Origin of the sequence: Methanofervidicoccus sp. A16 (assembly GCF_003351865.1) — an archaeon.
In the GTDB taxonomy this organism is placed as follows: domain Archaea; phylum AGJL01; class Methanococci; order Methanococcales; family Methanococcaceae; genus Methanofervidicoccus.
In genome coordinates this window covers 1277959-1295263 of the sequence record NZ_CP022242.1, presented here as the reverse complement: position 1 = coordinate 1295263, position 17305 = coordinate 1277959, and the positions used below count along the sequence as shown (strand labels likewise).

General features: G+C 36.6%; 15 protein-coding genes. 6 read left to right on the top strand and 9 right to left on the bottom strand.

Annotated features, from left to right (window positions below):
• Nucleotides 1-5: 5 nt before the first annotated feature.
• The 8 genes from CFE53_RS05970 to fbp all read right to left on the bottom strand — a co-directional run bounded on the left by CFE53_RS05970 (nt 6) and on the right by fbp (nt 7480).
• A complete protein-coding gene (locus tag CFE53_RS05970) occupies nt 6-518 on the bottom strand; it encodes a 4Fe-4S dicluster domain-containing protein (protein ID WP_148120940.1) in 513 nt (170 codons plus the stop codon).
• Nucleotides 519-549: 31 nt separating this feature from the next.
• Nucleotides 550-1443, bottom strand: a complete 894-nt coding sequence (porB, locus tag CFE53_RS05965; RefSeq protein WP_148120939.1) for a pyruvate synthase subunit PorB — start codon at nt 1441-1443, stop codon at nt 550-552.
• Nucleotides 1444-1454: 11 nt separating this feature from the next.
• Nucleotides 1455-2618 (bottom strand): pyruvate synthase subunit PorA, encoded by a 1164-nt coding sequence (gene porA, locus CFE53_RS05960; RefSeq protein WP_148120938.1) that lies wholly within the window; start codon nt 2616-2618, stop codon nt 1455-1457.
• 10 nt (nt 2619-2628) lie between these two features.
• Nucleotides 2629-2889 carry a pyruvate synthase subunit PorD gene (gene porD, locus CFE53_RS05955; RefSeq protein ID WP_148120937.1) on the bottom strand — a complete coding sequence of 87 codons (261 nt, stop codon included), beginning with the start codon at nt 2887-2889 and terminating at the stop codon, nt 2629-2631.
• Between the two features lie 13 nt (nt 2890-2902).
• Nucleotides 2903-3433 (bottom strand): pyruvate ferredoxin oxidoreductase subunit gamma, encoded by a 531-nt coding sequence (locus CFE53_RS05950; protein WP_148120936.1) that lies wholly within the window; start codon nt 3431-3433, stop codon nt 2903-2905.
• Nucleotides 3434-3734: 301 nt separating this feature from the next.
• A complete protein-coding gene (locus CFE53_RS05945; RefSeq protein ID WP_148120935.1) occupies nt 3735-4418 on the bottom strand; it encodes a ScpA family protein in 684 nt (227 codons plus the stop codon).
• Between the two features lie 18 nt (nt 4419-4436).
• A complete protein-coding gene (locus CFE53_RS05940) occupies nt 4437-5033 on the bottom strand; it encodes a site-2 protease family protein (RefSeq protein ID WP_172456368.1) in 597 nt (198 codons plus the stop codon).
• A 1337-nt stretch (nt 5034-6370) separates the two neighbouring features.
• Nucleotides 6371-7480 carry a fructose-1,6-bisphosphate aldolase/phosphatase gene (gene fbp, locus CFE53_RS05935; RefSeq protein ID WP_172456367.1) on the bottom strand — a complete coding sequence of 370 codons (1110 nt, stop codon included), beginning with the start codon at nt 7478-7480 and terminating at the stop codon, nt 6371-6373.
• 132 nt (nt 7481-7612) lie between these two features.
• Between fbp and CFE53_RS05930 the strand changes: the two genes are divergently transcribed.
• From CFE53_RS05930 to CFE53_RS05905, 6 genes are all read left to right on the top strand, one after another.
• On the top strand, nt 7613-8416 hold the full coding sequence (locus CFE53_RS05930; RefSeq protein WP_148120933.1) for a GTP cyclohydrolase III: 804 nt from the start codon (nt 7613-7615) through the stop codon (nt 8414-8416).
• An 11-nt stretch (nt 8417-8427) separates the two neighbouring features.
• The gene (locus CFE53_RS05925; RefSeq protein WP_148121178.1) at nt 8428-9225 is read left to right on the top strand and encodes an MJ0144 family RNA dihydrouridine synthase-like protein; all 798 of its coding nucleotides are present in this window, start codon (nt 8428-8430) and stop codon (nt 9223-9225) included.
• Nucleotides 9226-9576: 351 nt separating this feature from the next.
• Complete coding sequence (locus tag CFE53_RS05920; protein ID WP_148120932.1) at nt 9577-10245, top strand: thymidylate synthase; 669 nt, start codon at nt 9577-9579, stop codon at nt 10243-10245.
• Nucleotides 10246-10249: 4 nt separating this feature from the next.
• On the top strand, nt 10250-11077 hold the full coding sequence (locus CFE53_RS05915; RefSeq protein WP_148120931.1) for a pantoate kinase: 828 nt from the start codon (nt 10250-10252) through the stop codon (nt 11075-11077).
• Nucleotides 11070-13019 (top strand): methionine--tRNA ligase, encoded by a 1950-nt coding sequence (gene metG, locus CFE53_RS05910; RefSeq protein ID WP_148120930.1) that lies wholly within the window; start codon nt 11070-11072, stop codon nt 13017-13019. Before CFE53_RS05915 ends, metG begins: the two co-directional genes overlap by 8 nt.
• A gap of 213 nt (nt 13020-13232) precedes the next feature.
• Nucleotides 13233-13607: a dihydroneopterin aldolase family protein gene (locus tag CFE53_RS05905; RefSeq protein ID WP_148120929.1), complete on the top strand. Its 375-nt coding sequence runs from the start codon at nt 13233-13235 to the stop codon at nt 13605-13607.
• A 733-nt stretch (nt 13608-14340) separates the two neighbouring features.
• Here the strand turns inward: CFE53_RS05905 and leuS are convergent.
• Nucleotides 14341-17211 (bottom strand): leucine--tRNA ligase, encoded by a 2871-nt coding sequence (gene leuS / locus CFE53_RS05900; protein WP_148120928.1) that lies wholly within the window; start codon nt 17209-17211, stop codon nt 14341-14343.
• Between the last annotated feature and the right edge of the window lie 94 nt (nt 17212-17305).

Genomic DNA, 17305 nt, shown 5'->3' with positions numbered 1-17305 from the left:
CACCATTAAAGGGATTGTAACTTACTATCAACCTTGGCAGGAATAATTATCTTTGAAATTATAGAATCTTTCTTAAATTCCTTTTTCCTCAATTTGCCCATAATCTCAAGGTTTTTACTTCTCCTCTCAAATATGATATCGTTTATATCTACTATATCTAAACATCTTTTAGAACATGCTTTAACACAGGCGCATTCATCGTCTCTTTCAACACATAGGGAACATTTATGGGCTATATCCATCATAGTTATAGCACCGAAAGGACAGGCTAAAGCACACAATCCACAACCTATACACTTGGATCCATCTAAGTAGATTACTCCATCTCTACTTTCAATAGCCTCTACTGGACAAACATCCTTACATGGAGCAGCAGCACACTGTTGGCATACTATAGGGAGGTATCTCCCGTTGTGCTCCATTATCCCTATTCTACTTACACCATGTAGAGAGGCACACGCCTTAATACAGGCGCCGCAGTTATCACACTGATCGTTAACCATTATAAGTTTCTTCATCCTATCCCCTTCCTATAAAAATTTTAAAAAATTATTCCAATCCTAAAAGTTTACATTTTTCATCTACGTACTTTTGAAGGATTTCAATATCTTCATCTGTTAGATGTCTGTATCTCTTCTGCATCCTTATATACTCCTTTAGAGGTTTTCTCTTTGCTGGTCTGTAGGTTATCCTTAATTCTCCATGTTCAATCTCATAGAGTGGAAAGAAACCTGTTTCAACTGCCAGTCTTCCTATCTTTATGGTATCCTCTGGGTTATACCCCCATCCTACAGTACATGGTTGTAGTACATGGATAAATGCAGGCCCCTCTATCTCGTAGGCTTTTTTAATCTTCTTCATTAGATCCTCGGGATAACTGATACATGCAGTTGCAACGTATGGAATTCCATGGGCTGCTGCAATCATGGCCATGTCCTTCTTAGGTCTATCTTCACCTTTACTCCTCTTTCCTGCAGGAGCTGTTGTTGCAGAGGCAAAGAGTGGGGTGGCACTACTCCTCTGGACTCCAGTGTTCATGTAAGCCTCGTTGTCATACATTATATATACCATGTCATGTCCTCTCTCCAGTGCCCCACTTAGGGCCTGGAAACCTATATCTGCAGTACCTCCATCTCCAATTATAGGCATAACTGCTATCTTCCTATCCTTGAACTTACCTCTCTTCTTTAGTGCCTTTATCGCCCTCTCTATACCACTTGCCACAGCCCCTCCACACTCAAAGGCTGTATGTATCCAAGGTACTCTCCAAGCAGTCTCAGGGTATGGGGTTGTAAATACCTCTAAACATCCTGTGGCGCTTACCACTATTACATCCCTTCCTGTAGTTTTCAACGCCATCCTTACAAGGATAGATGCCCCACAACCTGCACATCCTCTATGACCAGGGGCAAATAACTCCTCCCTTGGAAATCTTTTATCCATAATATCACCTTTTATTCTTTAAGACCTATCCACTTAGTTTCTCCATCATCTTCAGATTCCTCTAGATGTTTAATTATCTCCTCTATGTTTTGAAGGGTGATGTCCCTTCCTCCCAATCCTACTATGTAGTTACACACCTTCTTATTCCTCAACGTTGCCATTACCTCTATACCTAAGGCCCCCATGTTGAACCCTAAGGAGATATTCTTATCTAACACCCCAACGTTTTCAGCCCCCTCTAACATCTCCTTTATATCTTTCTTTGGAAATGGTCTGTAGGTTCTTACTCTCAGGAGCCCTACATTCTTCCCTTTCTCTTTAAGCCTGTCTATCACGTACTTTATAGTCCCACAGACACTGCCCATGGCAACAAGTACAGTATCTGCATCCTCTAAGTTGTAGCCCTCTACTAACCCGTTTCCATACCTTCTGTTGAAAATCTCGTAGTATTCCTCATTTACCCTCTTTATAACATCTTTAGCCCTCTCCATAGCATCGCTTATCTGCTTCCTAGTTTCCATATAGCACTCAGGTACTCCTACTGGTCCCTGGGTTATAGGCCTATCTGGATCTAAATAGGCATGCTTAGGTTCATAAACTCCCAGATAATCTCTAACCTTTTTCTCATCTGGTATATGAACAGGCTCTACAGTGTGGGTTAGTATAAACCCATCTATACACACCATAACTGGTAGTAGGATATCCTCATCTTCAGCGATCTTGAAAGCCTGTATTATACTGTCCAGTGTCTCCTGGTTATCCTCTGCATAGATCTGTATCCATCCAGAGTCCCGCTCAGCTATGGAATCCTGGTGATCACACCATATATTTATAGGTGCTGAGAGTGCCCTGTTTGTATTGAGCATAACTATAGGTAATCTCATTCCAGAGGCAATGTACAACATCTCATGCATCAGTGCCAAACCCTGGGATGCAGTTGCTGTAAATGTCCTCACACCAGTTGCAGAGGCTCCTATACAGGCAGCCATTGCCGAATGCTCACTCTCTGCCTTGATATACTCTGCATCCAACTCTCCATCTGCAATAAACTTTGCCAGTACCTCTACACACTCACTCTGAGGAGTTATAGGGTAGGCTGCAATAACCTCTACGTTGGATAACTTTGCGCCTATCGCAGCAGCGGTAGTTCCAGTAATAACATCTACCTTTTCCATAGTATGCACCTTACCATTCTTCCCTTACCTTGGTTATAGCATTTGTAGGGCACTCCTTGGAGCATATTAAACAGCCCTTACAGTAGTCGTAGTTTATCCTAAAGTTCTCCTCCTCATCCTCGTATATTGCCCCCTCTGGACAGAATATATAACATAACTCACACTTTATACATTTCTCAGTATTTAAGATGGGCCTGAAGGTCCTCCAGTTCCCAGTTTTATTTCTAACTGTACTTCCAGGTTCGTAGATTATTGCCCCTATAGTTACCATATATTACACCCCTTTAGTTTTCTGAGATAATACTGTAGGCTACCTCTGCAGCCTTGGCATTTTTCTCTCCAAGTTTTCCCTTGAAGGTATCCAGTATCGCCCTTTTAAGAGATTCAAGGGATATCAACTTAGTAGCACCTACAAATGCTCCTAACATAGTAGTGTTAACGATAGGGACACCAAGAACATCTAACGCTATTCCTGTGGCGTCTATGGTGTACGTCTTAAAACCTAGATCTAAATCTTCCTTAGTTGTATTTACAACTACTATCCCATCTCCTTTCAACCCCTCTACTACATTGACAGCATCTAAAAGTGTAGGATCCTGAACTACTACATAATCTGGATTATATATCTGGGATCTAACGATAATTTTCTTATCGTCTATTCTCGTAAATGCCATAACTGGGGCCCCTCTTCTCTCAACACCAAAAAAAGGAAATCCTTGGGAGTATTTACCGTCGTAAAAGGCAGCCTTTGCTAAAATTTTGGCAGCGGTGACTGCTCCCTGACCACCTCTACCATGAAATCTAATCTCTATCATACCTCCACCTCGGAGAAATAATTGGTCATTATTAATCATTACAAAAGTTGGAATAGTGATATATAAATCTTTTTATTTTTCTACATTTGTCGAATTAAAATAACACATTATTATAAATAAGATAACAACTATCGAGAATTTCGAAATATTAAAATATATAAAAATAATAAAAAAATAATTGGATTAAAAAATAAATATTTTAAAATGTTAAAGTATAAAAATAAAAAATAAAATAACTCTTTTTTATTGAAAAATCTCCTGTTTCTTTTTCTATTTTTATTGATATTTTCTCTATTTGTAATTATTTTTCATAAGAATTATTTTCCCTATACTTAACTATCATATCTTTAAATATCTCCTTCTGAAAGATCTCTACTTTCCCTTCATTTGCAAGATATAGACAGGGTAAAAAGTTTTTAATAATATCCTTTCTATCTGAAAACCTCTTCTGAAATACTATAATGCCTTCCTTCCTTAATTCTAAAATTAAACTCTCCATAAGTTCAGAGATATCGTATTTCTCCATTTCTTCTATAATATCATAAATTACATCTTCCTTTTTATTTTTCTTTTTTTCTCTGCTTCTTTTTACTTTTTTAAGTTCTGACTTCAAGGTATCTATTAGTTCTTCGACTGTAATCTGCTTTTTATCCTTTAAATGCTTCTTACTTGGGACACCTTTCTTTTCTTGAGGGTTTTTCTGAACAACATTACTATAATTCCAAATATCCTCGGGAGGATTATCTTCAACATCATCATCTTCAAGGGTAGATTCACATTTCTCGTAAAGGACTTGAGATTTCATCCTAAGCAGTATTCCTCCAACTAATATAACATCTGCAGAGAGCCTTATATCGAATCTTTCAAGTTCTTTAAGTGTTTTTATATACTCATCTGCTACCTTGGCAACGTTAATATCCCAGGGATTAATATTTCCCTTTTGGATACTCTCCTTAACTATTCTTACCCAAAGTTCAAACTCCATAATACCACAGTAATAACTTTAGAAGAATATCCAGTAAAATAAGGGTAATGACACAACTGCCCACACTATAGGATTCCAGGATAGAACCTTAGACCCATCAAAGGGAGGGATAGGTAGTAAGTTAAAGGCTGCCAAGTAGAGATTTATATACACTCCAAAGTGTAGTATCGAGGAAATAAGTGTAAATGGAGGCACGAAAATGGAGAGTATATAGAAAAGGATCGCCAAAAGTACATTGGATAAGGGACCTGAGAGGGCAATTATACCATTTTCCCTTGGAGTTAGATAATCTTTAAAGATATATACAGCCCCTGGAGCTATGAATGTAAATCCTACTAGTATCTTGAGAATTAGTGCTAAAACTAATCCTTCAAACCATGCTCTAAATTCGCTGTAGGCTCCGAAATATCTTGCTACCGTTCTATGGGCTAACTCGTGGAAAATAAAACTACTACCTACGATAATTATTGCTACTATAAGTCTATAAAAAAATGTGGGATCGTCAAATATAAGAAATCCCCTTCCAGGCCATGCAAATATCAGTGCTATTGCAACTGTAGAAATGGTTAGATCTCTGATCTCATCGGGGGAAAAGTGAAATATGTTATAACTCATGATATCACCAGATTAAAAATCATAACAAATTTTCATGTTATTATTTTTTAAATATTTATTAAATGAAAATTGGGATCTTTTACAAAAAGGTTAAGTTTTTATTATTCTTTCGATGGATTTAATTACCTCGAAGAATTTTTTTATTGAAGAATATTAACACTAACTAATTTACATGTTCAGAATATCTTTTTTATTACTAGGTTTATATATATGGGTGTTATCCATAATCAAATCTTCATTAGGAAATTTTGATATATATTATTAATAAAAAAAACTAATTCCCGTCAGAAAATTCTTAATAAGAATAACAATAGTATATAAAAATAAAACAATAACAACTATAAAAATAAAAGTATAAAAGGGAAGGTATTAAAATCAAAATAAGAGATAAATAGTCTCTCCTGGGATGCTCTAACATACTATGGAAGTGGAGCAGATCCTTCCTAACAAAGTTGTTATTATTAATTTTTAGTATAAGGTATATCATATTTCAATATTTTTTTCTAACCTTACTTTCCCATCAAAAGAATAGTTTAAAGAATAATAAAGATAATTATAAAAATTAATAAAAATAAAAAATAAAGAATAATGTTTAAAATAAAAACTTCTATCATCTCAGATATAGCATTTTAAAAAGAAGATTGAAAGAGAATGATCCTCTATACCTTCTAATATATAGTGGATACCAGAATAGGATTTTCTATCTTATCTAAGTGATCAGAAAGATTCTAAGGATATTTAATGATTTTTATAATTGATTATTTTTATAATCCTTTTAATCACTATTTGGTAGAAACTAAGGTTTTTTCTAGTCTTTTTTATTATTTTTATTATTTAAATCGTTACTTTGGTGGGAATTAAGGTTATTCACTTCTTTTTTATTTCTATCCCTTCAGAATTATTTTATTGTTATTATTTTTTTCCTGATTTTAATTATTTTTTTATGATAATCATTTTTTTTATTATTCTTCTAATTAACAATCTTAATGGGAACTAGGGTGGTTATATTTATGACTATTAAAAAAGGTAGGTGCATCTATCCTTGGACTACATTAGCACTGAGAGAGAAGTAGGATGAGACTTTACTAATCCTTTTTAACAAATAACAAATCTCAAGGACCGTAAATAAAATAACAATAAAAAAATTAAAATAATTAGATAAAAAAATAAAAAATCTTAAAACATATCTTCTTAGAGGTTTTTTTATCACTTTTTTGGTCTCTTAACTTTATTATTTTTTTACTTTTTATTTTTATTATAATCATTATTTCTATCTTATAAAAAGAAAAAGAATAATTAAAATAAAAACATTATATTACTTTGATAGAATTAATAGTTTATTTCTTCTTCTCAACCTCTACAAATCTCCCCTTCAACTCCTTCATAATCTCAGGTACTGTGGTGTACTCCAACATAGTTTCAGGTAGTCTGTGAGGCTGGAAGGGTCCCATGCTTCTTATCATATCTGCCATCTTTAAAGCCTTCTCCCTTGCCCTCTTGAAGGCCACATCATCGAATAGATCATTTGGCCCTATTAATCTTCCATTTGAAAGCTGGAATCCTAAAGCCATAATCCTTGGAGGTCCGTCGAACCTTGTAGGCCTTGCATCATCTTCACTAACTGGCATCAGCGGGCCCCAGTGGGATCCTCTCATCCATCCAGGTACAAGGTGTGGGTTTGCAAAGGGTTCTAAAATCTCTCCTACTGCGGGCATTCCACTTTGAGCCCTGACAATTGCAACTGGATCGTCCTTACCTATATACTTCCCTGCAATAAGGTTCAACTTCTCGGAACTTACAACTGCTGCAATCTCGTTATCTTTAGCCCTATATACTCTCTTTATACAGTACTTCTCCAAGTTTCCTATGAGGGCCAACAACTGATAGGACTCCTCAGGTGCCTTTAACGTTACCTGTTTATTATCAATTATATCCAAAACGTCGAATTTAAAACCGCCGATCATGGATTTGTCATAAACTAGCCCTGCAGTGTTGAAGGGATCTGCAAATATTTTATACAGTGGTAAGTTGAATGCAGAGGGATCTGTCTTATCACAGCAGAACACTATTACAGGCTCACTTGGTCTCTCAACAAACTCCATCTCTGCACATCCTGGTCCCATTCCTCTCACATTACCACTGAAGGCCTCTGCAAGTAGATCCTGACCTGCTCCATAGAGTTTCAACTCTTTAGCAACCTTAGTAGCCTCTTCGAATGCCCTCCATGCCAATCCATGAACCTTCTCGTTATCTACACCTAACTTATGGGTCATAATGAGGTTTATATCGTCTCCACATCTTGTAACGTAATAATCTATAAGTATCTCATCAACTGCCTCCTCAAGGATGCAATCACATACATCCAATAACTCTTCTGGAGCCTCAGTATGACCACAGAGCCCTCCAACATCTGCTTTGATAACACTTATTGTAATCTTTTCCTCCATTATTACCCCTCTTTTTATTATTATAGTAATTTTTATTAATAATTTTTATTTTTATATCTTTCTATTAGAATAAATACATTTTTATATCCATGGTGTAAAAAGAGATATATTATAACACATCACGATGATAGTATGATACAGATTACTGTTATTCAGATCGACAACTACGGACCTTGGACTGTAACTCCAAATCCTAGAAGGGAGAGCGACCTACAGGCACTTCAGTCAAGACTGTACGGAGATCTAAACCTTCAATTTGGTGCCCACAAGGGCCTTGTGTTTTATACTAGGTTTGACAACTTAATTGCCATAACTAACGGTATAGACCTCAACACCCATAAGAGGATCCAGGAGAGTATAAAGAACAGATATCCCTTTACAGTGAGTATGGGAATTGCCTCGGCAGAGACTCCCTACGAGGCCCAGAAATTAGCCACAGAGAAGATCCAAGAACATGGAAGTGCTCAAGATAAGTACAGAAAAGAAGTATTAGACGTTGCAAATGACTTTATCCTGGAGGAAGAGGGATACGTCCAACTGGCACATGTGGATGTAAACAACGTCACGGAGACTCTAACAGATATGGAAAGTGCCTATGATACCTATCTACGCATTAACGAGATCCACCTAAGACTTATTAAAGAGTTGAAAAAGTACGGTGCTATGGTATTTTTTATCGGTGGCGATAACTTCATGTGTCCCTGTAATGGCATGACTGAGAGTGATTTTATCACTATTTTTGAGGATATAAGGGAGAAAACAGGTATTCAGTTGAAGGCAGGAATAGGAATAGGGAAAACTGCAGAGGATGCATCCAACATGGCAGATATTGGATTGGAACTTATAAGGGAGGGGAAGGTAGAGGGTCAGGTATGTACATTAAACTATAAAAATTACAATATAAGGAGGAAGTTTAACACGTTATGTCCTATATAGGTGGAGCAGGTATGGATGTTCTTCAGAGATGTGGAGATAAAAAGGTAGTCCTTGCTCCGATGGCAGGGATCACAGATGGATCCTTCTGTGGGAAATACAGGGATCTATTTGGAATAGTCACCTTGGGAGGTCTCAATTTAGACGGTGCCACACTATCTGCCAGTAAAGAGATGGTGAAAAGAGGTAGGAAAGAGTTTTTATATAATTTAGATGAATTTGAGGACATTGTAAAGAGAGAGGTAAATAGGGCTAGAGAGAGTAACGCTCTCATTTCTGTAAATATAAGGTTTAAAGATTTCGAGGAATCTAAAGGTAGGATAGAAATCTTGGGAGAACACTGTGATATAATAGAGTTAAACTGTCACTGTCGCCAGGAGGAGATTGTCAGGTTAGGTATAGGGCAGGAGTTGTTGAAGAGGGAGAACCTTGAGATTCTTAGGGATTTTTTAAAGAGTATTTGGGAGTTGGAGATGGAAAAACCTATCTTTTTAAAGGTGAGGGCAAACGTTGTACCTGTAGAGGAGTTGATAGATAACTTAAATAAGGTTAGGAGATACTTCCATGGGATCCATCTAGACTGCTTCAATCCAGGTAAGGATTATCCAGATATTAATTATATCCAAAAAGTAAGGGACTGTTTTAAAGAGAAGATAATCATAGGAAACAACTCTATAAACTCTATTAAAGATGCAGAGAGGATGTTGAGATATTCAGACTTAATATCTGTTGCAAGATGTGTTTTAAGGGGGAATATTAGGTGGATATATGAGTTTAACAGGAAGATAGGTAGTAAAGGTAATAAACTCTAGTTCTCTCAAAGTGGTAATTAAAAATAATTATAATAATAAAAATTATAAAAATAGAAGAATAAAAAGCCTAAAAAGGTATAATAAAAAAGTAATACTTTTTATAAATTAAAAAGAAATCTACTTTGTTTCTTCAATGTTCAGTATAGTATAGGAAATAGTATTTTATTTTTACCTGTGTTTATTTTAGATCGCCTTTATCTATTCTGAATATTTTTCTAATCATCATCTTGATAGAAACTAGAGTTATAAATTATAAAAATAATATGATACAACTTCTCTAAGATTTTTTAATATTTTTTAAATAGTAATTATTATTCTTATTAATTTTAAACAAAAAACTAGAGGACTACCATGCTCTCTATCAGAAAACCCTCAGTAAGGGCCAGTTATGAATATCTAGTTAAAGAGGTTCTGGAAAAAGGAGAAGATATGATAACTGAAGATGGGGAACTCTGTAGGGAGATCAGAAATGTTGTTGTGGAGATAACCAATCCAAAGTTAAAGAGTATCAGTCCAAAGTATCCCTTTGGAAAAAATGCAGTGGAACAGTACACTAAAAATCTACTTTACGGCTCTGATAATAAGTTCTCCTACGACTATCACAGTAGGCTCTTCAAGTATCCTGTAAATGGCATCTGTGTAGATCAGATAAAATATATTATAGAAAAATTAAAAGAGGAGAAAAACTCCAGAAGGGCTGTGGCGATAACCTGGCAACCTGTTATAGATATAGAAGTAAGTAAGAGGAGGAGAGGTAGTGTTCCCTGCCTTCAGTATATCCAATTCCTTATAAGGGATGGAAAACTTCATCAGACTGTACTCTTTAGGAGTAACGATCTACTACTGGCATACCATGCCAACGCTCTTGGATTGATTGCCTTGGGGGAGATGGTGGCTGAGAGTTTAGGGGTGGAGTATGGAACCTATACTCATCATGGGGTGAGTATGCACATCTACATAGAGAGGGATTACGACTACATCTCTAAATACTTTCCAGAGTGTTTAAAGTATCTAAGGTAATATTATGTTTATCCCTGGACATATCACCGGGTTCTTTACCATACATCGGGAGAGGGATCCTCTAAGGACAGGCTCGACTGGAGTAGGGATAACTGTAGATAAGGGAGTAATTACAGAGGTGAGATCAGGGAAGGGGAAGATATACTTCAACGGTAGGGAGATGGATCTATGTCCTATTAGGGAGGTTTTGAACAATATAGGTATAAAAGGGTACGACATCATACACAGATCCCAACTTCCCTTAGGTTGTGGTTTAGGTATCTCTGGAGGTTGTGCCTTAGGATGTGCCTACGAGTTGGGAAAGATTATAAACCCACAGATGGATAAATTAGAACTCCTAAAGATAGCCCATATAAGTGAAGTAAGATGTGGAACTGGCCTTGGAGATGTGATAGGACAGTACTTCGGAGGATTTACCATAAGGAGAAAACCAGGTTTTCCTCTAGATGTAAAAAAAATTAATATAAGGGATAAAAATAGATACTATATAGTCATCGAGGTACTTGGGAGGAAGGAGACTAAGGATGTTATAGAGGATCCTAACTGGATAGAGAGGATAAATAGGGTGGGAGATAGACTGTTGAAGGAGATACTGAAGGATCCTACTCTGGAGAACTTTATGAGACTCTCCTACGTATTTGCAAAGGAGACCAGTTTAGCATCTGAGGAGGTACTCTCCCTATGTGAAGATCTCAGTTTTAGTAGGGGAGCCTCCCAGGCTATGCTCGGAAATACCCTATTCGTTTTATGTACAGATGAGGAGATAGAGGATGTGCTATCTGTACTTAAAAACCCTATAACCTGTAGAATATACGAGGGAAAACATGGGTGAGAAGTACTTAATTACAACAGCCTTGGCATATACCAACGGGCCACTACATCTAGGACATGTCAGGAGTACCTACATACCTGCAGATGTTATGAGAAGATATTTGAAGATTATAGGTAAGGACGTTATACATGTTGGGGGTACTGACAACCATGGAGTTCCTATTACTATAACTGCAGAAAAAGAAGGCGTCAGTCCCGAGGAGATCGTAAATAAGTACCACAAGGAGATAAAGAGGGATCTAGATAGTTTAAGTATAGAATTCGACAGTTATGGGAAGACCCACAGTGAAATCCATATAAAAACTGCCCAGGAGTTCTATCTAAAACTAAAAGAAAATGGCTACATCTACGAGAAGGAGATCGAGCAGTTCTACTGTCCTCACTGTAAGAAGTTCTTAGCAGATAGGTACGTTGAAGGTACCTGTCCCTACTGTGGAGGTGAGGCTAGGGGGGATCACTGTGAGGTATGTGGGAGACACTTAGAGCCTACGAAGTTGATAGATCCCTACTGTGTAATCTGTAAAGGTACTCCAGAGATAAGGAGGACTAAACATAGGTTCTTTAAGTTAAGTGCCCTAAGTGAAGAATTAAGGGAATATATTAAGAACTCCAAGATACCAGATTACGTCAAGAATATGGCATATAGATGGATAGAGGAACTCCACGACTGGGATATCTCCAGGGATATAGATTGGGGTGTCCCTCTACCAGATGATGATAGTCAGGTTATGTACGTATGGTTGGAGGCACCAATTGGGTATATATCCTTTACAAAGATGTTGGGAGATGTCTGGAAGGACTACTGGTTAAAGGAGAGAGGCAAGGACGTAAATATATGGCACTTCATAGGGAAGGATATCGCCATTCACCATTCAGTGTTTTGGCCAGGTATGTTAATAGCCCATGGTGAGTACAACCTCCCAACCTCGGTGATAAGTGGAGGTTATCTAACATTGGAGAAGAAGAAGATGAGTACAAGTAAGAGATGGGTTGTTTGGGTGAAGGACTTTATAAGATACTTCCATCCAGATTACCTAAGATACTTCTTAATGATCAACGCACCTCTCAATAAGGACTGTGATTTCTCCTTTGAAGAGTTTCAGAAGAGGATAAACACCGAATTAATTGCAATTATAGGAAACTTCATCCACAGAACACTTGTATTTACATACAGGAAGTTCAAGAGGATGGTAAAGGTAGATGAAGATCAATTAAAAGAGGAGGATCTGAAATTATTGGAGAGATGTAAGGAGATAAGAGAGAGATACCATAAACATATGATGGAGTTCAACTTCAAGGAGGCACTTATGGATATTATCCACCTTGCACAGGAGGGTAATAACTACTTCCAGAGGATGGAGCCCTGGAATGTAAAGGAGGAGGAGAGACTTAAGGAGATCCTCTACACCTGTGGAGTAACTGTGAAGTATATAGTGTATCTCCTCTATCCATTTATGCCTAACAAGTGTATGGAGATCTTGGATATAATGAACGAGGAGTTAGATCTTAATATAAGAGGTAACGAGTTGAAGAAGGTAAAGGTGGTGTTTAAAAAGATAGAGGATAAAGAGGTAGAACTTGCCAAAAAGGAGATACTGAATATAAAGGATAAAGAGGAGGATAATATGATCACAATCGACGACTTTGCAAAACTCGATCTCAGGATCGGTAAAATACTTGAGGCAGAGGAGATTCCTAAATCAAAGAAACTTTTAAAGTTGATAGTGGATATTGGAGATGAGAAGAGGCAGATAGTCGCCGGTATAAAGGGCCACTATACTCCAGAGGAACTTGTAGGTAAGAAAGTGGTAGTCCTCTGTAATCTAAAACCTGCTAAGTTATGTGGTGTGGAATCTCAGGGGATGATATTGGCAGGAGGGGAGGAGACCGTAGCGCTTTTAGTACCTGATAGGGATATTCCTGTAGGGAGTAAGATTAAATAGAGAAGTTAGATAATTAAAAAAATTATAAAAAATTATTTTTATAATAAAGATAAAATTAAAAAATAAGTCTAAAAATTAGATACAAATGGAGTAAAAGGTTCTGATCCTATACTATCGCCTTTTAAATACTTTCTATCTTTTTAAATTTTTTATATTTTTACTCTTATTTTTTTATTATTTTTATTTTTAATAATTCCCTAACAGGTGACTCCAATGAGAATAGAAGAAAAAGATTTATTCAAAAGTTATTTTAAAAATCTTACTCCAAGGGAGAGGGCGGTATTTGAGGGAGGCATCACCTTGGGAGCCCTATTCCACCAGTTCATAGGTACTCCTGTGAGTTTAAAAAATAAGGAGATACTGGAGAGATCTATAGAGGAATCTATGAAGAATCAGCCCTGTGTCGAAGATATATCTGTTAAGATAGTGGGAGATTTGGAAAAGGATGAATATGTATCTTTAGATGGGAAAATGTTAGATGTAAAGTTAAAGGTGAGAGTAGAGAATACAGTTGCATACTTGAGATTGAGATATATTGAGGAGTTAAACTATCCTTTAATGTACGTTGAAAAGATAGAGGAGGAATGATTATATACCTTAACTATTATCAAAGTAGTAATTTAAAAATAATAAAAAGATAATTATTATAATAAAAATCATAATGAAAATGATCAATATAAAAATATTAAATACCCTTAGGATCTTTCCGAACCCTTAAAGATAATATAGGAGATCTTATTCTGAATTCCTTTATTAAAAGATATTTAGAGGGCCATTCTCCAATCTTCTTTTTTATAATGTTATATTTTGGGATGATAGAAGTTTCTGTTTTAAATCTTTTCTTTATTTTTTATTACCCTAATTCCCAATAAAAAATTCTGATAAGAATAATAATTATAATAAAAGTATAAAAAGAGGATATTAAAATAAAATCAAAATAAGAGATAATCTCCTGGGACGCTCTAAGATATAATGGAAGTGGAGCGGATCCTCCCTAACAGGTTACTATTATTAATTTTATTATAAGGTATTATATTTTAATATTTTCTTAGTCTTTTTTATTAATTTTTATTATTTAAATCATTACTTTGATGGGAACTAAGGTATTAATATTTTATATAATATCCAGGATATCCAATAAAAAAATAATAGTTTAAACTGTGTATTAGAGAAGTAAGGTAGGATCTCTGTTAATTCTTCTTTTAAGAATTTTTTCTTTTTTATTTACTAATTTTTTATCCTAATTATTCTAATTATTTTTATTATTATTTTATTCACGATCCTTGAGGCTTTTGTTAATTAAAAAAATTTTTAATAGAAACTAGTTCTCTAAATATATAGCCACCCTGTAAGGTATCGCCTGTCTCTTTTTGTTATTTTTGTCTTCACCGTTTATTATAACTTCACATCCAAACTCCCTCTCAATTAGGGATTTTCCATCTTTGAGTATCTCCTCCTCATTAATTACAGGTTTTACACCTACTTCCATAAGATCCCTTACCAGTTTTGGTATCTCTTTCCCATACCTTCTAAATTCTGGATTCTTCATTATTATAGGTATCAACTCCTTAATACCCTTATCCCTGTTTTCGTTCATTATCTTAAGTACCTCGTACTTCCAACTCTCTGCGGTATAGAGGTATATTCTCTTAGGTTCTATCTTTGCTATCTCAACTATCCTCCTTATATCCTCTATAGTTGAAACTAAAAACTCCTCTCCTAACTCTAAGGTATCATCTATATATTTCTCCTCTGCCACTGGGAAGGTTTCCAAGGAGATGTATGTTTTCTTTCCAAAGAGTTCCCATATCTCCTCACAGAGATGAGGCGTTATCGGTGCAAGGATCTTTGTCCATGTCTCTGCAACTAATCTAAGTAGTTTTTTATTATCTCCTCCTCTTCTCCTGTACCATCTTAAGTCGTTGATCAACTGGTAGAATAGGACACCTACCTTTCTAAGTTGGAAGGTCCTATATGATTCATCTGCAATTTTTATAGATTTATGAAGTCTATGGAGGAGGTACTTATCTATAATACTTAACTCATCATAGTTCAGATTCTCTGGAGAGACATCTGCTACCTCCTGGGCAAACTGATAAAATTTCTCTAAGTTATCCTTAACCTTCTCTATCTCCTTAAACTTTACATCTGCATCATGTGGAAGTTCTGCACAGGTGGTAATGTAGAACCTTCCAACATCTGGTCCGTACCTCTCTGCAACCTCCTCCACTGGAAGGAGAGGTCCCTTAGACTTCGAGAGTTTCTTACCCTCTATGGTGACGTACCCATTTACCACGATACCTCTAGGCCAGAACTCCTCTGGAAAGAGTGCAACGTGGTTAAATATCATAAATGTTAAGTGGTTGGATATTAGATCCTTGGCGGAGCACCTCCAATCTAATGGATAGAAGTAGAGGAACTCCCTCCTCATCTCCTCTATTAACTCCTTAGGGATCTTTGTCGTCTCTGAGATCTCCTCTATATCTCCCTTACCGTAGAATATGTAATCGAAGAGTTGAGGAGTAAGTTGCTCCTCCTTTATATTGTGCATGTTTATAGTCTTCCCTATGGTGTAGTAGGCCATATAGATAGTACTGTCTGAGAGACTCTCTATCACCCAGTCTTTATCGAAAGGTAGTCTCGTACCAAGACCCCTCCTCCTTGCACATGCCTTATCCTTCATCCAGTCTATCTTGTTGTGGAACTCCTTTCTTAAGGATTCTGGGATAAACTCCATCCTATCTACGCATTTATGGGCTAACTTCTTCCACTCCTTATCGGAGTAGGTGATAAACCACTGTCCCTTAACTAACTTCACAACACATCTAGATCCACATCTACAGACAACATTAGGCTCTGAAAACTCGTAGAGAACTTCTCCAATTCCTTTTTCTAAAAGATCTCTTGTAATAACATCCTTAACCTCCCTAACAGGCATTCCACTGTATTCACCACAGTTCTCGTTAAGTATTCCCTTGTGATACTCCTCCTTGTAGATCTTACTTGTAGCCTCCTCTAACTTCTCCCTCTCCTCCTGATTCTTTATACCCATCTTCTCCACTATCTCCTTTGCAGGATACTTCCCATAGTTTTCCAACTTTATAAGTGGTATAAGATCCTCATCCCTCAACTCTTTACCTACACTTCTATAGTAGTCCCTAAGGGCCACATAGTCGTAAGGTGCATGGGCAGGGACACTCATAACACATCCAGTACCAACAGAAGTATCTACGAACTTAGCAGGATATATAGGTACCTCCCTGTTATTTACAGGGTTTATTACAGTTTTCCCTACAAGTTCTTCTCCCTTTATCTCCCTAATAACCTCTACAACTCTACCCTGGTTCCTTAACTTCTCAGCAGATTCCTCACTAACTATCCAGATACCTCTATACTCTAACTTACCTTCCTCATCAACTTCACTGTACACCTTAACTACAAGGTACTTTCCATCTGGATTTATCCAGGCGTTTACCACTCCAAAGACAGTCTCTGGCCTGAGGGTAGCCATAGGTATTATACACTCCTCCTCCTTACCATTTATCTCTATCTTACCCTTAAACTTAATGAGAATATACTCTACAAGTGTTGCATCCTCTCCCTCTAGGAGATCGTGATCCTCAACTGGGTTATCACAACATGGACAGTATCTAACTGGATGAGAACCTTTTTTTATGTACCCTTTCTCCTTCAACTTTAGAAACTGCCACTCTATAAACTTCTTAAATGTCTCGTCGTCTGTTGTGAAGTTCCTCCTCCAGTCTAGGGAGAATCCCATCTTTTTAAAGGCGTTGGTTGCCCTCTTGGAGAAGTATTCTACTATAGCCTCAGGACTCTCTAACTTTAAAAGTGTCTCCATAGGTATATTATGTAATTTGTTGTATGCTATCAGTGTTTTTTTATCCCTCTTCTTTATAAGTTCTGCTAAACCTATGATAGGTGTTCCACTTACATGATATCCCATAGTCCAGAGTACCCTCTTCCCCTTCATCCTCTGATACCTTGCCACAACCTCCGGTATGGTAAATGTCCTCAGATGTCCAGCGTGGAGAACTCCGTTAAGATATGGGAAGGCTGCAGTTATAAAGAACTTGTTTTTATCCTCTGGGTCTCCTGCATCTACTTCGAATATTCTATCCCTTTCCCATCTATTCTGCCATTTCTCACCGATTTTGACGAAATCTACTGCCATAGTTATCCCTTTATTTTTTTATTTTTATAATTATTATAAAAGTATTTAAAAATATATAGGGACATATATAATAATACCCTATACAGGTTTTTTA